Source organism: Conyzicola sp. (assembly GCF_046714715.1).
Lineage (GTDB): Bacteria > Actinomycetota > Actinomycetes > Actinomycetales > Microbacteriaceae > Conyzicola.
Genome location: NZ_JBKKAD010000111.1, coordinates 1 through 19,280 on the forward strand (window position 1 = coordinate 1; position 19,280 = coordinate 19,280).

At 66.7% G+C, this 19,280-nt stretch carries 20 protein-coding genes; 11 read left to right on the forward strand and 9 right to left on the reverse strand.

Going from position 1 to position 19,280, the window contains the following annotated elements; all coding sequences use genetic code 11:
- The first annotated feature begins 44 nt into the window (after nucleotides 1–44).
- From glgA to ACLQ6X_RS08705, 3 genes are all read left to right on the forward strand, one after another.
- Entirely contained in the window at nucleotides 45–1,235 is a 1,191-nt protein-coding gene (glgA, locus tag ACLQ6X_RS08695; RefSeq protein WP_411699777.1) for a glycogen synthase, read from the forward strand.
- 33 nt (nucleotides 1,236–1,268) lie between these two features.
- Nucleotides 1,269–2,051 (forward strand): ABC transporter ATP-binding protein, encoded by a 783-nt coding sequence (locus ACLQ6X_RS08700; protein WP_411699778.1) that lies wholly within the window; start codon nucleotides 1,269–1,271, stop codon nucleotides 2,049–2,051.
- Between the two features lie 92 nt (nucleotides 2,052–2,143).
- Nucleotides 2,144–2,392 (forward strand): type B 50S ribosomal protein L31, encoded by a 249-nt coding sequence (locus tag ACLQ6X_RS08705; protein ID WP_188509377.1) that lies wholly within the window; start codon nucleotides 2,144–2,146, stop codon nucleotides 2,390–2,392.
- Nucleotides 2,393–2,660: 268 nt separating this feature from the next.
- On the opposite strand, the gene ACLQ6X_RS08710 is transcribed toward ACLQ6X_RS08705, so the two are convergent.
- The 3 genes from ACLQ6X_RS08710 to treS form a co-directional block, all read right to left on the reverse strand.
- A complete protein-coding gene (locus ACLQ6X_RS08710; RefSeq protein WP_411699779.1) occupies nucleotides 2,661–2,990 on the reverse strand; it encodes a nuclear transport factor 2 family protein in 330 nt (109 codons plus the stop codon).
- Nucleotides 2,991–3,237: 247 nt separating this feature from the next.
- A complete protein-coding gene (locus ACLQ6X_RS08715) occupies nucleotides 3,238–3,930 on the reverse strand; it encodes a 3'-5' exonuclease (protein WP_411699780.1) in 693 nt (230 codons plus the stop codon).
- A gap of 9 nt (nucleotides 3,931–3,939) precedes the next feature.
- Nucleotides 3,940–5,664, reverse strand: a complete 1,725-nt coding sequence (gene treS / locus ACLQ6X_RS08720) for a maltose alpha-D-glucosyltransferase (RefSeq protein ID WP_411699781.1) — start codon at nucleotides 5,662–5,664, stop codon at nucleotides 3,940–3,942.
- Nucleotides 5,665–5,767: 103 nt separating this feature from the next.
- Here treS and ACLQ6X_RS08725 point away from each other — a divergent pair, with 103 nt between their 5' ends.
- Nucleotides 5,768–6,691 carry an alpha/beta fold hydrolase gene (locus ACLQ6X_RS08725; RefSeq protein WP_411699782.1) on the forward strand — a complete coding sequence of 308 codons (924 nt, stop codon included), beginning with the start codon at nucleotides 5,768–5,770 and terminating at the stop codon, nucleotides 6,689–6,691.
- Here the strand turns inward: ACLQ6X_RS08725 and ACLQ6X_RS08730 are convergent.
- The gene (locus tag ACLQ6X_RS08730; RefSeq protein ID WP_411699783.1) at nucleotides 6,688–7,320 is read right to left on the reverse strand and encodes a histidine phosphatase family protein; all 633 of its coding nucleotides are present in this window, start codon (nucleotides 7,318–7,320) and stop codon (nucleotides 6,688–6,690) included. The two genes, ACLQ6X_RS08725 and ACLQ6X_RS08730, sit on opposite strands and share 4 nt — an antisense overlap.
- Nucleotides 7,321–7,359: 39 nt before the next feature.
- Entirely contained in the window at nucleotides 7,360–8,145 is a 786-nt protein-coding gene (locus ACLQ6X_RS08735) for a Sir2 family NAD-dependent protein deacetylase (protein WP_411699792.1), read from the reverse strand.
- 230 nt (nucleotides 8,146–8,375) lie between these two features.
- On the opposite strand from ACLQ6X_RS08735, the gene ACLQ6X_RS08740 reads away from it, so the two are divergent.
- Nucleotides 8,376–9,188, forward strand: a complete 813-nt coding sequence (locus tag ACLQ6X_RS08740; protein WP_411699784.1) for a TrmH family RNA methyltransferase — start codon at nucleotides 8,376–8,378, stop codon at nucleotides 9,186–9,188.
- Between the two features lie 19 nt (nucleotides 9,189–9,207).
- Here ACLQ6X_RS08740 and ACLQ6X_RS08745 read toward each other — a convergent pair whose 3' ends face one another.
- Entirely contained in the window at nucleotides 9,208–9,459 is a 252-nt protein-coding gene (locus ACLQ6X_RS08745; RefSeq protein WP_411699785.1) for a hypothetical protein, read from the reverse strand.
- Nucleotides 9,460–9,566: 107 nt separating this feature from the next.
- Here ACLQ6X_RS08745 and ACLQ6X_RS08750 point away from each other — a divergent pair, with 107 nt between their 5' ends.
- From ACLQ6X_RS08750 to ACLQ6X_RS08760, 3 genes are all read left to right on the forward strand, one after another.
- A complete protein-coding gene (locus ACLQ6X_RS08750; protein WP_411699786.1) occupies nucleotides 9,567–11,108 on the forward strand; it encodes an APC family permease in 1,542 nt (513 codons plus the stop codon).
- Between the two features lie 14 nt (nucleotides 11,109–11,122).
- A complete protein-coding gene (locus ACLQ6X_RS08755) occupies nucleotides 11,123–12,349 on the forward strand; it encodes a D-alanyl-D-alanine carboxypeptidase family protein (protein ID WP_411699787.1) in 1,227 nt (408 codons plus the stop codon).
- A gap of 137 nt (nucleotides 12,350–12,486) precedes the next feature.
- Complete coding sequence (locus ACLQ6X_RS08760) at nucleotides 12,487–13,590, forward strand: fatty acid desaturase family protein (protein ID WP_411699788.1); 1,104 nt, start codon at nucleotides 12,487–12,489, stop codon at nucleotides 13,588–13,590.
- 80 nt (nucleotides 13,591–13,670) lie between these two features.
- Here the strand turns inward: ACLQ6X_RS08760 and ACLQ6X_RS08765 are convergent, their stop codons facing one another.
- On the reverse strand, nucleotides 13,671–14,444 hold the full coding sequence (locus ACLQ6X_RS08765) for an SGNH/GDSL hydrolase family protein (RefSeq protein WP_411699789.1): 774 nt from the start codon (nucleotides 14,442–14,444) through the stop codon (nucleotides 13,671–13,673).
- Between the two features lie 164 nt (nucleotides 14,445–14,608).
- Here ACLQ6X_RS08765 and ACLQ6X_RS08770 point away from each other — a divergent pair, with 164 nt between their 5' ends.
- The 3 genes from ACLQ6X_RS08770 to ACLQ6X_RS08780 all read left to right on the forward strand — a co-directional run bounded on the left by ACLQ6X_RS08770 (nucleotide 14,609) and on the right by ACLQ6X_RS08780 (nucleotide 18,189).
- Nucleotides 14,609–14,875, forward strand: coding sequence for a GlsB/YeaQ/YmgE family stress response membrane protein (locus ACLQ6X_RS08770; RefSeq protein ID WP_188509365.1), 267 nt, complete (start codon nucleotides 14,609–14,611; stop codon nucleotides 14,873–14,875).
- Nucleotides 14,876–14,955: 80 nt separating this feature from the next.
- Nucleotides 14,956–16,212, forward strand: coding sequence for a DNA polymerase IV (gene dinB / locus ACLQ6X_RS08775; protein WP_411699790.1), 1,257 nt, complete (start codon nucleotides 14,956–14,958; stop codon nucleotides 16,210–16,212).
- Between the two features lie 147 nt (nucleotides 16,213–16,359).
- Complete coding sequence (locus ACLQ6X_RS08780; protein ID WP_411699793.1) at nucleotides 16,360–18,189, forward strand: DEAD/DEAH box helicase; 1,830 nt, start codon at nucleotides 16,360–16,362, stop codon at nucleotides 18,187–18,189.
- A gap of 110 nt (nucleotides 18,190–18,299) precedes the next feature.
- Here the strand turns inward: ACLQ6X_RS08780 and ACLQ6X_RS08785 are convergent, their stop codons facing one another.
- Nucleotides 18,300–18,503 carry a cold-shock protein gene (locus ACLQ6X_RS08785; protein ID WP_131418413.1) on the reverse strand — a complete coding sequence of 68 codons (204 nt, stop codon included), beginning with the start codon at nucleotides 18,501–18,503 and terminating at the stop codon, nucleotides 18,300–18,302.
- Nucleotides 18,504–18,703: 200 nt separating this feature from the next.
- Nucleotides 18,704–19,280: OB-fold nucleic acid binding domain-containing protein (locus tag ACLQ6X_RS08790; RefSeq protein WP_411699791.1), on the reverse strand; the 577-nt coding region annotated here is incomplete at its 5' end.

Genomic DNA, 19,280 nt, shown 5'->3' on the forward strand with positions numbered 1-19,280 from the left:
GCTACAGAGTATGCGAGCGAGCGGAGCTGTACTACCGTCTGACTATGCGAGTCGATCTAATTTCACGTGAGTATCCGCCTGAGGTATACGGGGGAGCCGGCGTGCACGTCTCCGAACTCGTTCGTGCCCTGAGAGCGTCGGGAGGCGACCTCGATGTGCGTGTGCGCGCGTTCGGCGCCGACCGCGATGAGGCCGGCGTTTCGTCGTATCGGGCACCCGCCGAACTCACGGACGCCAACCCCGCCCTCGCGACACTCGGTGTCGACCTGCAGATCGCCCAGGATGTTGCCGGCGCCGACCTCGTTCACTCGCACACCTGGTACGCCAACGCGGCGGGCCACGTGGCGTCGCTGCTGCACGGCATCCCGCACGTGGTCACCGCCCACAGTCTCGAGCCGCTGCGCCCATGGAAGGCCGAGCAGCTCGGTGGTGGATACCGGGTGTCGAGCTGGATCGAGAGCATGTCGTTCCAGGCAGCGTCGACGGTCATCGCCGTGAGCCATGGCATGCGCCGCGACATCCTGCGCTCCTATCCCTTCCTCGACGAGGAAAAGGTGACGGTCGTGCACAACGGCATCGACCTCGAACGTTGGAAGCCCGTCGACGACGCCGACTTCGTGCGGTCGCTGGGAATCGACGCGAGCCGTCCGTCCGTCGTCTTCGTCGGTCGCATCACCCGCCAGAAGGGCCTGCCGTACCTGCTGCGCGCGGCAGCCATGCTGCCCCCGGAGGTCCAGCTGATCCTCTGCGCCGGGGCCCCCGACACTCCCGAAATCCTCGCCGAGGTGCAGGCCGGGGTCGCCGCACTGCAGGAGGAGCGCACGGGAGTCGTCTGGATCGACCGCATGCTCAGCCAGCACGAGCTCTCCGCCGTGCTCACGCAGGCGACGACCTTCGTCTGCCCCTCGATCTACGAGCCGCTCGGCATCGTGAACCTCGAGGCCATGGCGTGCGGCGCACCCGTGGTCGGAACGGCGACGGGCGGCATCCCCGAGGTGATCGACGACGGCGTCACCGGACGCCTCGTGCCGATCGAGCAGCTGCAAGACGGCACGGGCACACCGACCGATCCCGACCGGTATGTGCGCGACTTGGCGGCGACACTGATCGAGGTTGTCTCCGACCCCGAGAAGGCGAAGAGCATGGGCGAGGCGGGCCGACGACGCGCCGAGTCCGAGTTCGGCTGGGACCGCATTGCCGCACGTACCCGAGAAATCTACGCGGCGCTCACCTAATCGGGAGGCGGGCGCGTCTAAGCTGGATGCACCATGGCAAGCGTTCTAGAGCTCTCTGACGTCTCCGTCGTCCGCGACGGCAACACCATCCTCGATTCGGTTTCGTGGGCGGTGGACAGTGAAGAACGATGGGTCATCCTCGGGCCGAACGGCGCGGGTAAAACCACGCTGCTCTCGATCGCCTCGGCGTCGATCCACCCGAGTTCGGGAGTCGCCCGCGTGCTCGACGACACCCTCGGCAAGGTCGACGTGTTCGAGCTGCGACCGCGCATCGGATTTGCCTCGACCGCTCTCGCGCGCCGTGTTCCCGGCAGCGAGACCGTGCTCGACGTGGTGCTTACCGCCGCGTACTCCGTAACGGGACGCTGGAACGAGCAGTACGACGACATCGACACCCGCCGGGCGCGCCGCGTCCTGGCCGAGTGGAAACTCGACCACCTGGAAGGCCGTCGCTTCGGCAGCCTGAGTGACGGCGAGCAGAAGCGCGTGCAGATCGCGCGCGCGGTGATGACCGATCCCGAACTGCTGCTGCTCGACGAGCCTGCGGCCAGCCTCGACCTCGGCGCCCGCGAAGAACTGCTGCAGCTGCTCGGCGGATACGCCAGCTCAGACCAGGCCCCCGGCATCGTGATGGTGACCCACCACGTAGAAGAGATCCCGCGCGCGTTCACCCACGCACTGCTGCTCAAGAACGGGCGCGTGCAGGCCTCCGGTCCGCTCGGCGACGTGATCACCGACGAGCACCTGAGCGAGACGTTCGACATGCGCATCTCCGTCGAAAACCACGAGGGTCGCTTCGCCGCTCGCGCGGTCTAGTTCTGGTAGGCTAGGCCTTTGGCTCGGTGCATCCGTGCGCCCGCCTCACACACTTTTTTACTTTGACGCCCTAATCACACCAAGGAAAATCCATGAAGACCGACATTCACCCCACGTACAACGCGGTTGTTTTCCGCGACCTCGCCTCCGGTGAGACCTTCCTGACCCGCTCGACGGTCGGCAGCGACAAGACGATCGAGCTCGACGGCGAGACCTACCCGGTCATCGACGTGGAGATCTCGTCCGCCTCGCACCCGTTCTACACGGGCAAGCAGCGCATCATGGACTCGGCCGGACGCGTCGAGAAGTTCAACTCGCGTTACAAGGGCTTCAACAAGTAGTCCTTCTTTTACGCACCGAAAGGGCGATCGGCTTCGGCCGGTCGCCCTTTCTGCGTCTGCGGCCGCGTGAGTCGTGGTTCCGGCTGGTTTACTGGCCACTCCATGCCCGCATGACCGACGCCGCACTGCCGAACAGCCCACTCATCCTCGCTGACCTCTTCGCAGCACCACCCCTCCGTGGCAGAAGTGCAGATATGGCGGGTGTCTGAGTCCGCGCACCGTGCGTAACTGCACTATCGCGGGCACGACGCCGCGAACGGGCAGCCGGCTAGACCTGGCCGCCGAAGAAAACCTGCACCTCGGCGATCTGGCCGTCACGCACAACGGCGAGCTCGGTGTTGCGGTATCGCTCGCCGGTCTGCAGCTCGTACTCGTAGAGCGATAGAACTCCCGTGCCGCTCCGCACGATCTCGAGCAGTTCGTACCAGACGAACCGATCGGCGGTCGGGAAACACACCTCGAACCAGGTGGCGCGGTCTATACGATCGTCCTGCGGGCTGGTGAAGACGAAATCGCGCGCGAAAATGCGCTCAGCGGCATCCCGGTCTTGCGTCCGGTACGCGGCCATGGATGCGGTGACGATCTCGACGTCGGTCATGCTTCCGGTTTAGCATCGTCGGCGCGCGCAGCACAGCCTTACGGACCGGCCAGCCGGCGCGGTGCGGGACCACCGGTTGCGCCGTTCGGGGCACTCGGCACCGGAGATACCCCCAAACGGCGCAACCGATCAAGGGCGAAACGCGGGAAACGGCTGCTGCGCGACGCGAGGCGCATCCGAATTCCTAAATTTGCGGAAGGCGGCACTGCACGGGTGCGGCCGGCGGGCTAAAGGCGAGGTCGGCGACCTACCAGCGCTGCGGCCAGGAACCCGACGACGTGAACGCCGGGTCTTTCGTGCGGCGCATGTAGTCCTGGAAGCTCGCGGACTGCTCGGCACACCAGCCGACCTGCAGGGCGTGCAGTTCGGCGCCGGAGACCGCCAGCTGATCGCCGTACCGTCCGGCGAGGGCCTGAGCGACGCGGCCGGCCGCCACGGCGTCTGCCCCGGCATCGTGTGCGTCGGTGAGCGGGACGCCGTAGAACAGCGCGGCGGCCTCGAGCGTGCGCTTGCCCTTGCGGTACTTGTCGACGGCGCGGTCGAGCACGAGCGGGTCGATGATCGGCACCGGCTCGTGCAGGGGAGTGACCCCGTGTCGCACCGCCTCGTGGTGCAGCAGGGAGAGGTCGTAGGGCGCGTTGTAGATAGTGATCGCGAAACCCCGGGCGACGAGGTCTTCGAGCGCCGCGACGATCTCGGCCACGACCTGCGCCGCCGGACGGCCCTCGGCCCGGGCGCGCTCGGTGGTGATGCCGTGCACGGCGCTGGCCTGCGGCGGGATCTCGACCCCGGGGTCGGCGAGCCAGTTGCGCTCTTCGATCACGGCGCCCGTCGAGTCGATCAGGCCGACGTGCGCCGACACGATGCGGCTCGTCTCCACGTCGATTCCGGTGGTCTCGAGATCGAATACGCCCAGTTGGTCAAACCACGAGTTGCTCATGTCGTCACTCTAAACGCGACCACCGGCAAAGTGGGCCCCGCCCACGTGCAGCCAGTAGAAGCTCTGAGTTCCGAGGGTGAGGTGGAGGCTTCCGTCGTCGCCGATCGACGGGAACTCTCCGCCGCCGAACAGGTCGTAGAGCACCTCGCCCGGATTGTCGGGGTCGGTGATCGTCACGGACACGGGATTGTGCGCGAAGCTGAAGACGCACAGCACCTTCTCGGGCAGGTCGCCGAAGTGTGTGCCCGATCCCTTGTACTCCCGCACGAAGGCGAGCACCGATTCGTGGTCGGTCTCGAGCACACGCAGCGTTCCGAGGCCGAAGGTCGGATGACCCTTGCGGACATGAATCACGTTGCGGATCCAGTGCAGCAGTGACCGCGACTGCGCGAGTTGCGCCTCCACGTTCACCTGCTGGTAGTTGTAGACGAGCGACTGCACGACCGGCAGGTAGAGCTTGCCCGGGTCTGCGGTGGAGAAGCCGGCGTTGCGGTCGGGCGTCCACTGCATCGGCGTGCGCGAGGAGTCGCGGTCGGGCAGCCAGATGTTGTCGCCCATCCCGATCTCGTCGCCGTAGTAGAGGAACGGGCTGCCCTGCAGCGAGAAGAGTAAAGCGTGGGCGAGTTCGAGTTCGGCGCGCGAGTTGTCGAGCAGGGGAGCGAGCCGGCGGCGGATGCCGATGTTGGCGCGCATGCGCGGGTCGTAGGCGTACCAGCCGTACATGGCCTGGCGGTATTCCTCGTTCACCATCTCGAGCGTGAGCTCGTCGTGGTTGCGCAGGAAGACACCCCACCCCGCGCCATCCGGGATCGACGTGTGCTCCGAGAGAACGCGCACCAGCTCGCCGGCCTGCTGCGAACGCAGCGAGTAGAAGATGCGGGGCATGACCGGGAAGTCGAAGGCCATGTGGCACTCGGGGTCTTCGTTGGTACCGAGGAACTCGGCGACCTCGCTCGGCCACTGGTTAGCCTCGGCGATCATGACGCGCCCCGGGTACTCGGCGTCGACCATGGCGCGCAGTTTTCGGATGAAGGCGTGGGTCTCCGGCTCGCCCTCGCCGTTGCCCTCCTCGGTCTCGTAGAGGTAGGGGATGGCGTCGAGGCGGAATCCGTCGACGCCCATGTCGAGCCAGAAACGCACGATCTGGAACATCGCCTCGTGCACGGCCGGGTTCTCGAAGTTGAGGTCGGGCTGGTGCGAGAAGAACCGGTGGAAGTAGAACTGGCGGCGTTCGGAGTCGAAGGCCCAGTTCGACTCCTCGGTGTCGACGAAGATGACCCGGATGTCCTTGTACTTCTCGTCGGTGTCGCTCCAGACGTAGAAGTCGCCGTAGGGACCGTCGGGGTCGGAGCGCGACTGCTGGAACCACTCGTGCGCGTCTGAGGTGTGGTTCACCGGCAGGTCGATGATGACGCGCATGTTGCGCTCGTGCACCTTGGTCACGAGGTCGCGGAACTCGTCGAGGGTGCCGAAGTCGGGCAGGATCGACGTGAAGTCGGAGACGTCGTAGCCGCCGTCGCGCAGCGGCGAGTTGAAGAACGGCGGAAGCCAGAGCGCGTCGATTCCGAGCCACTGCAGGTAGTCGAGCTTCTGAACGACGCCCTGCAGGTCGCCCGAGCCGTCACCGTTGCTGTCGACGAACGACCGCACCATGACCTCGTAGAACACGGCGCGTCGATACCACTGCGGGTCGAGCGCGAGTCCGGGCAGCTGGATGGGGGCGGTAAAGGTCACTGGACTCCTCGGGACAGCGGCGACGGCACGAAAAGCGTGCCGAAAAGAGTCTATGGGCGGCCGTCGCGCGGCCGAGTAGCGACCCGTGCCTAGACTGAACGGGATGAATGTCGAATCCCCTTTTGCCGCCCTGCTCGCCGAGCTGCCCGTGCGCCGCGAAACCGTCTCGATCCTCGGCGCCGAGACCCACTACTGGGTCTACGGCCCGGAGGATGCCACGACGACCGTCGTGATCTGCCACGGCTACCGTGGCGAACACCACGGCCTCGAGCCCGTCGTGGCGCAGCTGCGCGGCATGAGGATCATCAGCCCCGACCTGCCGGGTTTCGGCGAGTCGCCCGCGATGCCCGGCGTGAAGCACGACGTCGCCGGCTACGCGGCCTGGTACGCGGCGTTCGTGGCGGCGGTCGCGCCCGGCGGCACGGCCATCGTGCTCGGTCACTCGTTCGGCACGCTGGTCACCTCGTACGCCGTCGCGAAGGGACTCGTCTCGACGCCCAAGCTGGTGCTCGTCAACCCGATCGCGGCCAACGCGCTCGAGGGGCCGGGCAAGATCCGCACCCAGGGCACCGTCGTCTACTACAAGCTCGCGATGGCGCTCCCCGAACGCGTGGGGTACTGGCTGCTCGACAACTGGCTGGTCATCCGCTTTATGAGCCTCTCCCTGGTCAAGACGCGCGACAAAGAGCTGCGCCGCTTCGTGCACGACCAGCACCACACCTACTTCGGCAGGTTCAGCGACCGCCGCACCGTGGTGGAGGGCTTCGAGGCATCCATCGGCAACGACGTCACCTCGGTCGCGTCCGACATCTCGGTACCGACCCTGCTCATCGGCGCGGAGCACGACCTCATCACCACCGTTCCCCAGTTGGAGGCGCTGCGCGACGAGATGACGGATGCCACGCTGCACGTCATCCCCGACGTGGGGCACCTCATCCACTACGAGAAGTCCCGCGAGGCCGCCGGTTTCATCGTCGACTTCCTCGGGTCCGGCAGCCTGGCCGACCAGAGGGTCGCGTCGAACTAGACGAGCGAGTCGCGCGACTCCACGGCGTTCTGGTCTTCGATGTCGTCGGTCGCGCAGGCGAGCGACTGCTCCTCGATCGGGTCGTCGAACGCGATGAGGTCGAGTGTGCCGTCGGTGTGGCGGAAGCTGTGCACCGAACCGTTGCGGATCGACTCGGGGTGCTCGTCGGGTGCGACGACGGTGAGGATCGTGCGGATCACGCCGCCGTGGCTGACCAGCACGATATTCTCGCCGGGGTGGCGCTCGGCGAGGGCGACGATCGCGGGGATGACCCTCGCGGCGACGTCCTCCCGTGATTCGCGGCCGGGCACGGGGGTGTCTCCGGGAAAACGCGCGTCGATCTCGTCGCCGGTGAGGCCCTCGGCCTCGCCGTAACGCCGTTCGGCGACCTCCGGCACAGCCTCGGGGGCGGGCAGGCCGAGCTGGCCCGCGATGATCGCGCCGGTCTCGTAGGCGCGCGAGAGCGGGCTGGCGTAGACGCCGTCCCACTGGCGCGTCGCGAGCAGGGCGCCCGTGACGGCGGCCTGGTCGCGGCCGGTCTGGTTGAGCGGGATGTCGGTGCTGCCCTGGATGCGGCGTTCCCGGTTCCAGTCGGTTTCGCCGTGCCGGACGAGATAGATCGTGGTCATACTGTGGCCCTCGGTTCGAGAACCGCACCCGCGAGCGGCCTAGACGGGCAGCCGCTCCAGCAGGGAGACGAGCGTCTCCGAGGTTCCTGCATCGATCTTAACGGCAGCCCGGGAGTCGCCCTTCGTCACCCCGCGGTTGATGACGATCACCGGCAGCTTCTTCTTGACCGCCTGGTCGAGCAGCCGGATGCCGGAGTTGACCATAAGAGAGGACCCGGCGACGATGAATGCTTCCGCGCTCTGCACGAGCGCCGAGGCCTCGGTGAACTTCTCGACCGGAACGAACTCTCCGAAGAACACGACGTCGGGCTTGAGCAGGCCGCCGCACACGCTGCACTCCGGCACGACGAAGTCGTCGACCGACGCGATCTGCACGTCGCCATCGGGGGAGAGCTCGATCGCGGCCTCGTCGTCGAGCCAGGGGTTGGCGGCCGCGAGCCGGGCGGCGATGTCGCCGCGCGCGTAGTACTGGCCGCAGGTGAGGCAGCGCACGCGGTCCATCGATCCGTGCAGGTCGACGACGCGCTGCGATCCGGCGCGCAGGTGCAGCCCGTCGACGTTCTGCGTGATGACGCCGTTGATCAGCCCGGCACGTTCCAGATCGGCGATGGCGCGGTGACCGGCGTTGGGTGCCGCGGCGGCGAAGCGCTTCCAGCCGAGGTGGCTGCCCGCCCAGTAGCGCTTGCGGTAGGCGAGGTCGCCCAGGTATTGCGAGAACGTCATGGGGGAGCGCACGGGCGCGCCCTCGCCGCGGTAGTCGGGGATGCCCGAGTCGGTGCTCAGGCCGGCACCCGTGAGAATGGCGACGCGACGACCGCGCAGCAGTGCGACGGCCTCGTCGAGCTGGGCCTGTGCGTGCTCGGCGGCCGTCTGTACGGCGGCCGAGCGCTCGGCGTCGGGATTCGCGGGAGAATGGACCTGCGGCAATGTCACGCGTCTGCTCCTCCCGGTAAAGCTACCTCCAGAGTAAACGTGTTCCTTTGCCGAAATGTTTCCGATTGCTGGCAGTGTCTCTGAGTCGGCACTTCATTCCCCCGCAGAATTGGACGTCACGCATGCGCATCGAGAGAATCACCGACCTGGAGCGCGACGAGCTTCGCGATTTCAAGTCGCTGACGGATGTCGCGCTACGACGCGTCAGCGAGCCCGCCGGGGGGCTCTACCTAGCCGAGTCCACCAAGGTGATCGAGCGTGCCCTGGCGGCCGGGCACCGCCCGCGGTCGTTTCTGCTCATCGAACAGTGGCTCCCCGACGTCGAGCGGCTGCTGGCCGCCTACGACTTCGACGAGGTCCCCGTCTTCGTCGGTGCGCCGGAGCTGCTCAAGCAGCTCACCGGATTCGACATGCACCGCGGTGCGATCGCCTCGATGCACCGCCCGCCGATCGTCGCCGTCGCCGACCTGCTCGAGGGCGCCCGCCGGGTCGTGGTGCTCGAGGACATCGTCGACCACACCAACGTGGGCGCGATCTTCCGTTCGGTGGCGGGGCTCGGTGCCGACGCCGTGCTGATCACGCCGCGCTGCGCCGACCCGCTGTACCGCCGCAGTGTTCGGGTGAGCATGGGCACGGTGCTGCAGGTGCCGTGGACGCGCCTGCCCGAGTGGCCGGAGGGCGCCGAGCAGCTGCGGGCGGCCGGCTTCCACATCGCGGCGCTCGCGCTGTCGGACACCGCCGTCGAACTCGACACGTTCGCGTCATCCATGCCCGACAAGGTGGCGGTGCTGCTCGGTTCCGAGGGGGACGGCCTGAGCCGCGCGGCACTGGAGAACTCGGACACGGTCGTGACCATCCCCATGATGCACGGCGTCGATTCGCTGAACGTTGCGGCGGCCAGCGCCGTCGCCCTCTATACGCTGCGGGTGCGCTGACTCAGAAGGTCACGGTGACCTAGGCAGCCGCTGTAGCCAGCGTGCGCTCCCGCTCCGTTGCCGGGCGGGTGTAGGTGACGACCCGGGACCTCGGGTCGCGGGACCGGTACCGCCACACGCCGGGGACGACGTGGGAGTTGCTCTCTGACGGGTCGATCAGGTGAAGGGGCAGGCTGCCCGAGACCTCGTCAACCCATGCTTTCGTGCGCGCCGCGAGTGCCGGAAGGCCGAGGCACTCGAACTGTATGCGGTACTGAACGATTTTCGTCATATCCAGACCCTACCCCCTATCGGGGGGTACATGTCACCGAATGCTCCGAAGTGTCACGCATGACCGCTAGGTTGTAGTATCTCGGTACCACCCGAGGGGAGACGCCGATGTCCGACCAGAAGACCTCACCGCCGAGCACGGGCAAGGGCCTCGCCACCGGCACGCTCGGCCTCGTCGGGTCGACCGTGATCGGGCTCGCGTCGACGGCGCCCGTGTACTCGCTCGCGGCGACCCTCGGCTTCGTCGTGCTCACCGTGGGAGCGCAGGCGCCGATCGCGTTCATCATCGCGTTCGTGCCGATGTTCCTGATCGCCTTTGCCTACCGCGAGCTGAACCGTGAGGTGCCGGACTGCGGCACGACGTTCACCTGGGCGACCAAGGCCTTCGGGCCGTGGGTGGGGTGGATGGGCGGCTGGGGCGTCGCCGTGGCCGGGATGGTCGTACTCTCCAACCTCGCCCAGATCGGCGGCAAGTACTTCTGGTTGCTCGTGAACCCTGAGCTCGCCGAGAACGGCTTCGTCGTCACCTCCACCGGTGTGGTGTTCATCGCGCTGATGACCTGGATCAGCTACCGCGGCACCGAGATCGGGGAGCGGCTTCAGAACGTGCTGCTCGGCATCCAGTACCTGGCGCTCGTGGTCTTCGTGGTCGCGGCCGCCGTCGCCGTAGCTACGGGAACGGCACCCGCGGGAGCTACCGCGCCGCAGCTCGACTGGTTCAACCCGTTCGCCTTCGAGTCGGCGTCCGCCTTCGTCGAAGCCGTACTTCTCGCCATCTTCATCTACTGGGGCTGGGACACCTGCCTCGCCCTGAACGAGGAGACGAAAGACCCGCAGCGCATTCCGGGGCGTGCGGCCATCCTCACGACCGTCATCCTGCTGGTGACCTACGTGGGGGTCGCCGTGGCGGCGATGGCATACGCCGGTCTCGGCACCTCGGGTGTGGGCCTCGGCAACGAGACGAACGCCGAAGACGTCTTCTTCGCACTTAAGGATGTTCTGTTCGGCCCGTGGGCCTGGCTACTCGTGATCGCGGTCATGGTGTCGGCCGTGTCGTCGACCCAGACCACGATTCTGCCGACGGCCCGCGGCACCCTCGCAATGGCGGCCTACAAGGCGTTGCCGAAGAGATTCGCCACGGTCCATCCGCGATTCAAGACCCCCGGGTTCTCGACGTTCGTTATGGGCGTCGTCGCCACCGTCTTCTACGTGGGCCTGACGATCATCAGCGAAGACTTCCTCTCCGACACCATCCTCGCCCTGGGGCTCGCCATCGCGTTCTACTACTCCATCACCGGGTTCGCGTGCGTCTGGTACTTCCGCCGCGAACTGTTCGCGAGCGCCCACAACGTTGTATTCAAGCTGGTTCTCCCGCTCCTCGGCGCGCTGATGCTCACCGCGGCCTTCGTGTTCTCGGCGATCGACATGTTCGACCCGGACTATGGCTACACGGTGATCTGGGGTATCGGCGGGGTCTTTGTGGTCGGCATCGGCTCGCTCGCCCTCGGCGTCGTTCTGATGGCCCTGTGGTTCCTGTTCCCCGACTCGAAACCGTTCTTCCGCGGGGAAAGCCTCAACCGGGAGACGCCGATTCTCGCGCCCGAAACGGAACACCCGCCACTGCGCTCGGTCGATGGCGGGTACGCCTAACTTACGATGGTCGGATGCCCCCCTCACGTCGCCAAATTCTCCGCCGTCGGCGCGTGGCGTTCTTCAGTGCCGCAGCGGTCGTTCTCGGCACGGTCTTCTATCTTCCGCTGACCCTGCTGGCGCCGCTCGGCTCGGTCGACGCCGCCATCGCCTCCGTCGAAGTCGCCGCGCAGCCGGCAGCGGCGCTGGAATGGCCGGCTCTCGGCGCGAGTGCGGTGGGCGCCATCGGCTACGACGGGGTCTTGGCGGCCGGGGGAGCCTCGGAGCCCGCACCCATGGCATCCATCAGCAAGATCGTGACGGCGCTCGTCGTGCTGCAGGCCAAACCACTCGAACTCGGTGACGCCGGTCCCGACATCACGTTCACGGCGAAAGACGTGGCGATCAGAGACGCCTACCGCGCCGTCAACGGCGCCACCGAACCGGTCACTGCGGGCCTCGTGCTGAGCCAGCGGCAGGTCATGGACGTCGTGCTCGTCGAGTCGGCGAACAACTACGCCGAATCGCTCGTCACCTGGGCGTTCGGGTCGGTCGACGAGTTCGTACCCGTCGCGAACGAGTGGCTGAAGACCAACGGGATGAACTCCACCGCGATCACCGAGCCGACGGGCATGTCGCCGCTCAATGTGAGCACGGCGGGCGACCTCGTCACGCTCGGAAAGCTCGCTCTGGCCAACCCGGTCGTCAACGCCATCGTCGGCACGAGCGCGGAGACCGTTCCGGGCGTCGGCGATCTCGAGAACAGCAACAGCCTGCTGGGCGTCGACGGCATCCGCGGCATCAAGACCGGAACGCTCGACGAGGCCGGCGCCTGCCTGCTCTTCGCCGCCGACTACGTCGTGGGCGGTGAGACGATCACGATCGTCGGTGCCGTGCTCGGCGGCGTCGACCACAGGAGCCTCAACGTCGCGGTGCGTTCGCTGCTCGCCGACGTCGAAGCGAGCTTCCGCGTCGTCCCCCTCTCGACGGCGGGGCAGCCTTTCGGCACGTACACCACCCCGTGGGGCGAGACCGCGAACCTGGTGGCCGCGCAGGACTCCAGCGCGGTGGTCTGGTCCGACCGCCCGGTGACAACGGCTGTCGAGGCGGATCAGGTCGGCGTCGCGCAGAAGGGCGACGACGTCGGAGAGGTGACCTTCACCGTCGACGGCGAGCAGATCGCGGTGCCCCTCGAACTGGCTTCGACGATCGACGACCCGGGCGCGTGGTGGCGCCTGACGAACCCCGCCGCGCTGTTTTAACTAGCACACCCCGACACACACGCGAAAGTATTTCGCCGTGCAAGGGTTTCCCAGTGTTCCGACCTAGACTGACGAACATCCGCCAAGAGCTCATGCTCACCTCCGTGACTGGGAAGTCGAAACGACATAGAGGTCCAGTGACGAATTCAGCATCACAGCCTGCCGCTCGCATCATCAAGACGGGTCAGCGCGGGCTGGCCAATCCGGTGTCAGAGTTCTCCGCACTGCTGCACACCGTGCGCGACGCCGGTCTCCTGCACCGCAAGCGCACCTTCTACATCCTCAACTTCGCCGCCATCACGCTGCTCATGGCCGCGTCCTGGGTGGGAGTGGTGCTGCTCAGCGGCACCTGGTACACCCTCATTCTCGCCGCCGTCATGGGCGTGCTCTTCACCCAGTACGCCTTTATGGCACACGAGGCCAGCCACCGCCAGGTCTTCGAGTCGGGCAAGGCCAACGACCTCACGGGCCGCGTGCTCGCCGACCTGTTCGTCGGCATCAGTTACTCGTGGTGGATGACTAAGCACACGCGGCACCACGCGAACCCGAACACCGCGGGCAAAGACCCCGACATCGAGACCGACTTCATCATCTTCACGAAGGAACACGCGGAGAAGGTCTCCAGCCCCGTCCTCACGTTCCTCGCCCGCCGTCAGGGCTGGCTGTTCTTCCCCGTCTTGATCTTCGAAGGCATCAACCTCCACCAGCACGCGTTCGCGACCGTGTTCTCGCCCCGCAAGAAGGTCGACAAGCGTTCGCTCGAGATCGTGCTGCTCGCGGTTCGCCACATCGCCTTCATCTCCGCCGTGTTCCTCGTCATGCCGCTCGGCATGGGCTTCGCATTCCTCGGCATCCAGCTCGCGGTCTTCGGCCTCTACATGGGCGCCTCGTTCGCCCCGAACCACAAGGGCATGCCGGTTCTGGCGAAAGACAGCAAGGTCGACTTCCTGCGCCGCCAAGTGCTCACGAGCCGCAACATCCGGGGCGGCTGGTTCATGAACATCTTCATGGGCGGCCTCAACTACCAGATCGAGCACCACCTGTTCCCGAGCATGCCCCGCCCGCACCTGAAGCGTGCGCGAGAGATCACCAAGGAATACTGCCAGAGCAAGAACATCCTCTACACGGAGACCAGCGTTCTCGAGTCGTACGCCATCGTCATCGCGTACCTCAACCGCGTCGGACTCTCGGCAGGCGGCGATCCCTTCGATTGCCCGGCCGCCATGCGCTACGGCCGCTAAACCCTGAGAGTGATTGAGCCTGTCGAAATCTGATTTCGACAGGCTCAATGCTCGTTAAGCGGGTATTGCGGGTCGGACGGCTACTTCGTCTCCGGCCAGGCCGGACGCTTCGCCGTCACGTTGTCTCCCGACGATTGGTGCCGGATGCGCCTGAGCACCCACGGCACGAAGTGATCGCGCGCCCAGCCCAGGTCCTCGACCCGTGCGTGACGCCAGGTGCTGCTGGGGAACGGTTCGGGCTCGTACGCCTCGAGGTCGTTCTCCACCTCCAGGGTGGACAACACCATGCGCGCGATCGTGTGGTGGCCGAGCGGCGAGAAGTGCAACCGGTCGGGCGCCCACATGCGCGGGTCACGCAGTTCGCGAAGCGGCCACATGTCGGCGACGACGGCGTTGTGCCTGGCCGCAATACCCCGCACGTTCTCGTTGTAGATCGCGACCTTGCCGCGGTGCCGGCCCAGCACCGGTGTCGTGCCGATATCGGGGCCGTTGAACAGCACGACGGTGGCGCCTCCCGAGGCGAGGCGTTCGACCGCACCCTCGAGGCGGGAGGAGATCTCGTCCGGGTCGGTACCGGGCCGGATGATGTCGTTACCGCCCGCGGAGATGGAGATCAGGTCGGGTCGCAGCGCGAGCGCCGGTTCCACCTGCTCGTCGATGATCTGCTGCAGCAGGCGACCGCGGATCGCGAGGTTGGCGTACGCGAAATCCTCGGTCTGCTGGGCGAGCACCTCCGCAACACGGTCTGCCCATCCGCGGAATCCTCCGGGACTCGCCGGCTCTGGGTCTCCGATTCCTTCGCTGAAGGAGTCGCCCAGGGCGACGTATCTGGTCCACGGATGCTGCTGTGTCATTACCTAAGAGTGCATCAGCTTCGGCGAAATCGCCAGTCGCCTACCACAGGTGTTGACAATCCAGCAATGCACTAAGCTGGATTTGACCCCCCAATTCCGTGCATGGTTGGCTTACTGCTGGTTCCGAGACCCGGAACTGAGTACTGACCGACTGGGAGGTCGTCATGGGAATCATTGGCTGGATTGTATTGGGCCTTATCGCAGGTGCAATCGCAAAGGCTATTCTGCCGGGCAAGCAGGGCGGCGGATGGATCATCACCCTGATCCTCGGTGTGGTCGGTGCCCTCCTGGGTGGCTTCATCGGAAGCGCCCTCTTCAACGCGCCGCTCGAGGACTTCTTCTCGATCCAGACCTGGCTGCTCGCGATCGGTGGTTCGATCATCGTTCTGCTGATCTACGGCCTCGTCACCCGCGGTAGCCGTCGCGCGTAACTAGCGACACGCTGACTTAGAGCGCCCCTTCCCGTTACGGGTAGGGGCGCTTTGTCGTACGGGGCTGGGATGATGGAACCGTGAGCAAACAAGACGGCAGCGGGCGCCAGGTCAGCGCGGCCGATGTCGACGACAGCACCGCCACCGTTCTCCACGTCGACATGGACGCCTTCTTCGCCTCCGTCGAACTGCTCGAACGCCCCGACCTGCGCGGCAAGCCGGTCATCGTCGCCCACGACTCGCTTCGTTCGGTCGTCACCGCGGCCACCTACGAGGCCCGCAAGTTCGGCGTCAACTCGGCCATGCCGCTCGCGATCGCCAAACGACGCTGCCCGCAGGCCATCGTGCTCGAGCCGCACTTCGACCGCTACCAGCATTTCTCCGCGATGGTCATGGCCATCTGCGACGAGCTCACGCCCTCGGTGGAGCGCCTCGGCATCGACGAGGCCTTCCTCGACGTCGCCGGCTCACGCAAGCACATAGGTTCGCCGATCACCGTCGCCACCATCCTGCGGCGCAGGGTGCTGGATGAAACGGGGCTCGTGTGCAGCGTCGGTGCGGCCGCCACGAAGTTCGTGGCCAAACTCGCCTCGAGTAAGGCCAAGCCCGACGGGTTACTCGTGATCCCGCGCGACGGCACCCTCGACTTCCTCCACCCCCTGCCGATCAGCGGGCTGTGGGGCGTGGGCGGCAAGACCGAAGACGCACTCACCAAGCACGGCATCCGCACCATCGGCGACCTCGCCCACACGCCGGTCACCTCGCTCAAGCACATCGTCGGCGAGGCCCTCGGCAGCAGACTGCACGACCTCGCGTGGGGCATCGACCCGCGCACCGTGCAGCCGCGCGCCGTCGAGAAGAGCATTGGTCACGAGGTCACGTTCGAGACCGACGTCACCGATCCGGCCATCATCCGTCGCGAGCTCCTGCGGCTCTCCGGCATGATCGGCGTCAGGTTGCGCGGCGGTGGCGCCGTCGGGCGTACGGTCGTGCTGAAACTCCGCTTCGGCGACTTCACCACCATCACCCGCTCGCGCACCCTCAGCGAGTCGACCGACCTCGGGCGCCGCATCTACGACGAGGTGAGCGAGATCTATGCACAGACCGGCAAACAACACGCCCGGGTGCGGCTCGTCGGGGTTCGCGTCGAACAACTTTCCGAGGGCGGCGGCGGGCAGATGAGCCTGTGGGACGACGACGATTCCTGGCGCGACGCCGAAGACGTGATGGACGCCGTGAGCGCCCGGTTTGGGCGGGGGAGCGTGACTCAGGCGTCCCTGCTCGGCAACAAACGCGGTCGCGACAGCGAGGCCAAGGGCTTCGCCCGAGACGCCTGATGCCGTCGGCCGAGCATGCCCGCTGACAGCGGGCAGCCCCGACGGCGGGTAAAGTTTCATCAAGTGACTACCCCCTCTGAGACCCCGGTTACGGCCGACCCGGTGCAGAGCGAATCGGTGCAGAGCGAATCGGCGCAGGGCGAATCGATGCAGAGCGGTTCCGAGCAGATCCCCGCTCCGCTGCCGGGCACGGGTTTCCATCCGCACGTCGGAACCTTCGCCGCCGAGCACCTCTCGCCGTCCTATCCCGAACGCGCGGCCCGCGGTACGGCGAGTGCCCTGCGCGCCTGGCAGGCGGAGGCACTCGACGCCTACTTCGAGAAGGAGCCGCGCGACTTCCTCGCCGCCGCCACCCCGGGCGCCGGCAAGACCACGTTCGCACTGCGCCTCGCGACCGAGCTCATCGCCCGCCGCGAGGTCGACCGCATCACGGTGGTCGCGCCCACCGAGCATCTCAAACGCCAGTGGGCCGAGGCCGCCCACCGGGTGGGCATCCGGCTCGACCCGGCCTACGCCAACGGCCAGGCCTTCGGCGGCCGCCGCTTCCACGGCATAGCCGTGACCTACGCGCAGGTGGCCGTGCGCCCCCTGCTGCACCGCACGATCACCGAGTCGGCCCGCACCCTCGTCATCCTCGACGAGATCCACCACGGCGGTGACGCGCTCAGCTGGGGCGACGCCATCCGCGACGCCTTCGGCCCGGCGACCAGGCGGCTCTCCCTCACGGGTACCCCTTTCCGTAGCGACACGGCGCCCATTCCGTTCGTCAGCTACGCGCCCGACAACAAGGGCATCCGCACGTCGATCACCGACTACAACTACGGCTACGGCCGCGCCCTCGCCGACGGTGTCGTGCGCCCCGTGATCTTCATGGCCTACGCCGGCAAGATGCGCTGGCGCACCAAGATGGGCGACGAGATGGAGGCCCGCCTCGGTGAGGGCGACACGAAAGACATCACCTCGCAGGCCTGGCGCACGGCGCTCGACCCCGGGGGCGACTGGATCACCGCCGTGCTCAAGGCCGCGAACCGCCGGCTCAGCGAGGTGCGGCATTCGGTGGCCGACGCCGGCGGCCTCGTGATCGCGACCGACCAGACGACGGCACGGGCGTACGCGAAGGTGCTGCACGGACTCACCGGCGAGATGCCGACGATCGTGCTGTCAGACGAGAAGGAGTCGAGCGAGCGCATCGACGTCTTCTCCCAGGGCACGCAGCGCTGGATGGTGGCGGTGCGCATGGTGTCCGAGGGGGTCGATGTGCCCCGCCTCGCCGTGGGTGTCTACGCGACATCCGCCTCGACGCCCCTCTACTTCGCCCAGGCCGTCGGGCGCTTCGTGCGCACCCGTCGACGCGGCGAGACGGCCACGATCTTCCTGCCGAGCGTTCCGAACCTCATGGCTCTCGCCTCGACCATGGAGCTCGAGCGCGACCACGCCCTCGATCGCGAGACGCAGCAAGACGACGGGCTGCTCGACGATTCGCTGCTCGACCAGGAGAACCGCGAGGAGAAGACCTCCGACGACCTGCTGCAGGACGAATTCACCTGGGAGGCGCTCGAATCCGACGCGAACTTCGACAAGGTGCTCTACGAGGGCGGCGAGTTCGGTTTCGCTGCCGACCCGGAGAGCGACGAGGAACTCGACTTCATCGGCATCCCCGGCTTGCTCGAGCCCGATCAGGTGCGCGAGCTGCTGAAGCAGCGCCAGGCGCGCCAGTCGAAGCGGTCGGGCGACCGGCAGAAAGCGTTGCCCGAGGAAGACCGCGATCCGCCCGCCCTGTTCCGCACGCTCAAAGAGCAGCGCACCCTGCTCAACAGCCTCGTCGGCATCCGGTCGAAGATGACGGGAGAGCCGCACGGGCTCATCCACGCCGAGCTGCGCCGCGTGCTCGGTGGCCCCGCCGTGGCCCAGGCGACCGTCACGCAGCTGCAGGCCCGCATCGACTACCTGCGCAAGCGCGTGCGCGGCCTGCAGTAGGCGAAGGGTTAAACCAGGAACGGCCCCGGCATAGGACCGGGGCCGTTCTTTTCTGCTGTACTGCTATCTTGCCGACTTGCTATCTTGCCTGTGCTTCTTTAATGCAAAGACTAGAGGGAGCGGATGTTCTCCGCCTGGGGACCCTTGGGTCCCTGGGTGATGTCGAACTCAACCTTCTGGTTCTCGTCGAGGGACTTGTAGCCGCCGCTCGCGATGGCTGAGTAGTGGGCGAAAACGTCCGGGCTACCATCCTCGGGAGCAATGAAGCCGAAGCCTTTTTCTGCGTTAAACCACTTTACGGTGCCAATTGCCATGTAAAACTCCTCCAGGAGCGTTCTTCTTGGCTCCGATTGTCGGAACCTTACCGTCAAGCTCGATTGAGCTTGCCAGTTCACGCTAAGGGTATAGGAGTTATGGGCCCGAATGGGGAATAACTTCAAAACTCGACAAAAGAATATTTTCCGTGTCGCCTGATCCGCGCTGCCGCGGCGCTGTCTCGGCCCCGTCGCGGCGCTCAGCGGAAGTCCCGGGAACTCGTCTGCTGGCCCACGGTGAGCGCTTCTATGCGGTCGGCGACGAGGTTGATAACCCCCTCGGCGGAGCGCTCGAGAATGCCCCGCACGACCATGGCGGGGGCTTCGCGGGCGACACGCCGGTAGCGGTTCCAGACGCCGACCGAACAGATCACGTTGACGAGGCCCGTTTCGTCTTCGAGGTTGACGAACGTGATGCCGCTCGCCGTCGCCGGGCGCTGCCGATGGGTCACCACGCCGGCCACTTCGATGCGGCGGCCGTTTTCGGCGTCGCGCAGTGCCACGGCGGAAAACACGCCGCGCGCGTCGAGCAGGTGCCGCACGTGCCGAATGGGGTGGTCGGCCGGCGAGATGCCCGTGGCCCAGAGGTCGGAGCTGAGCTGCTCCGCGTCTGACGGCATCGAGAACAGCGGGGGCTGCACGGTGACCGTCGACCCGGGCAGGAACTCGGCGCGGTCCTGCGCGGCGCTCCCCGCCGTCCACAGCGCCTCGCGCTGCGTGAGGCCGAGCGACTCGAAGGCGCCGGCCGCCGCGAGAAACTCCAGCTGGGCGGTGGTC

Bases quoted from the DNA above. Each gene is read 5' to 3' on its own strand.
- glgA (WP_411699777.1), top strand. From the start codon at position 45: ATGCGAGTCGATCTAATTTCACGTGAGTATCCGCCTGAGGTATACGGG.
- ACLQ6X_RS08700 (WP_411699778.1), top strand. From the start codon at position 1,269: ATGGCAAGCGTTCTAGAGCTCTCTGACGTCTCCGTCGTCCGCGACGGC.
- ACLQ6X_RS08705 (WP_188509377.1), top strand. From the start codon at position 2,144: ATGAAGACCGACATTCACCCCACGTACAACGCGGTTGTTTTCCGCGAC.
- ACLQ6X_RS08710 (WP_411699779.1), bottom strand. From the start codon at position 2,990: ATGACCGACGTCGAGATCGTCACCGCATCCATGGCCGCGTACCGGACG.
- ACLQ6X_RS08715 (WP_411699780.1), bottom strand. From the start codon at position 3,930: ATGAGCAACTCGTGGTTTGACCAACTGGGCGTATTCGATCTCGAGACC.
- ACLQ6X_RS08725 (WP_411699782.1), top strand. From the start codon at position 5,768: ATGAATGTCGAATCCCCTTTTGCCGCCCTGCTCGCCGAGCTGCCCGTG.
- ACLQ6X_RS08730 (WP_411699783.1), bottom strand. From the start codon at position 7,320: ATGACCACGATCTATCTCGTCCGGCACGGCGAAACCGACTGGAACCGG.
- ACLQ6X_RS08740 (WP_411699784.1), top strand. From the start codon at position 8,376: ATGCGCATCGAGAGAATCACCGACCTGGAGCGCGACGAGCTTCGCGAT.
- ACLQ6X_RS08745 (WP_411699785.1), bottom strand. From the start codon at position 9,459: ATGACGAAAATCGTTCAGTACCGCATACAGTTCGAGTGCCTCGGCCTT.
- ACLQ6X_RS08750 (WP_411699786.1), top strand. From the start codon at position 9,567: ATGTCCGACCAGAAGACCTCACCGCCGAGCACGGGCAAGGGCCTCGCC.
- ACLQ6X_RS08755 (WP_411699787.1), top strand. From the start codon at position 11,123: ATGCCCCCCTCACGTCGCCAAATTCTCCGCCGTCGGCGCGTGGCGTTC.
- ACLQ6X_RS08765 (WP_411699789.1), bottom strand. From the start codon at position 14,444: ATGACACAGCAGCATCCGTGGACCAGATACGTCGCCCTGGGCGACTCC.
- ACLQ6X_RS08770 (WP_188509365.1), top strand. From the start codon at position 14,609: ATGGGAATCATTGGCTGGATTGTATTGGGCCTTATCGCAGGTGCAATC.
- ACLQ6X_RS08780 (WP_411699793.1), top strand. From the start codon at position 16,360: ATGCAGAGCGGTTCCGAGCAGATCCCCGCTCCGCTGCCGGGCACGGGT.
- ACLQ6X_RS08785 (WP_131418413.1), bottom strand. From the start codon at position 18,503: ATGGCAATTGGCACCGTAAAGTGGTTTAACGCAGAAAAAGGCTTCGGC.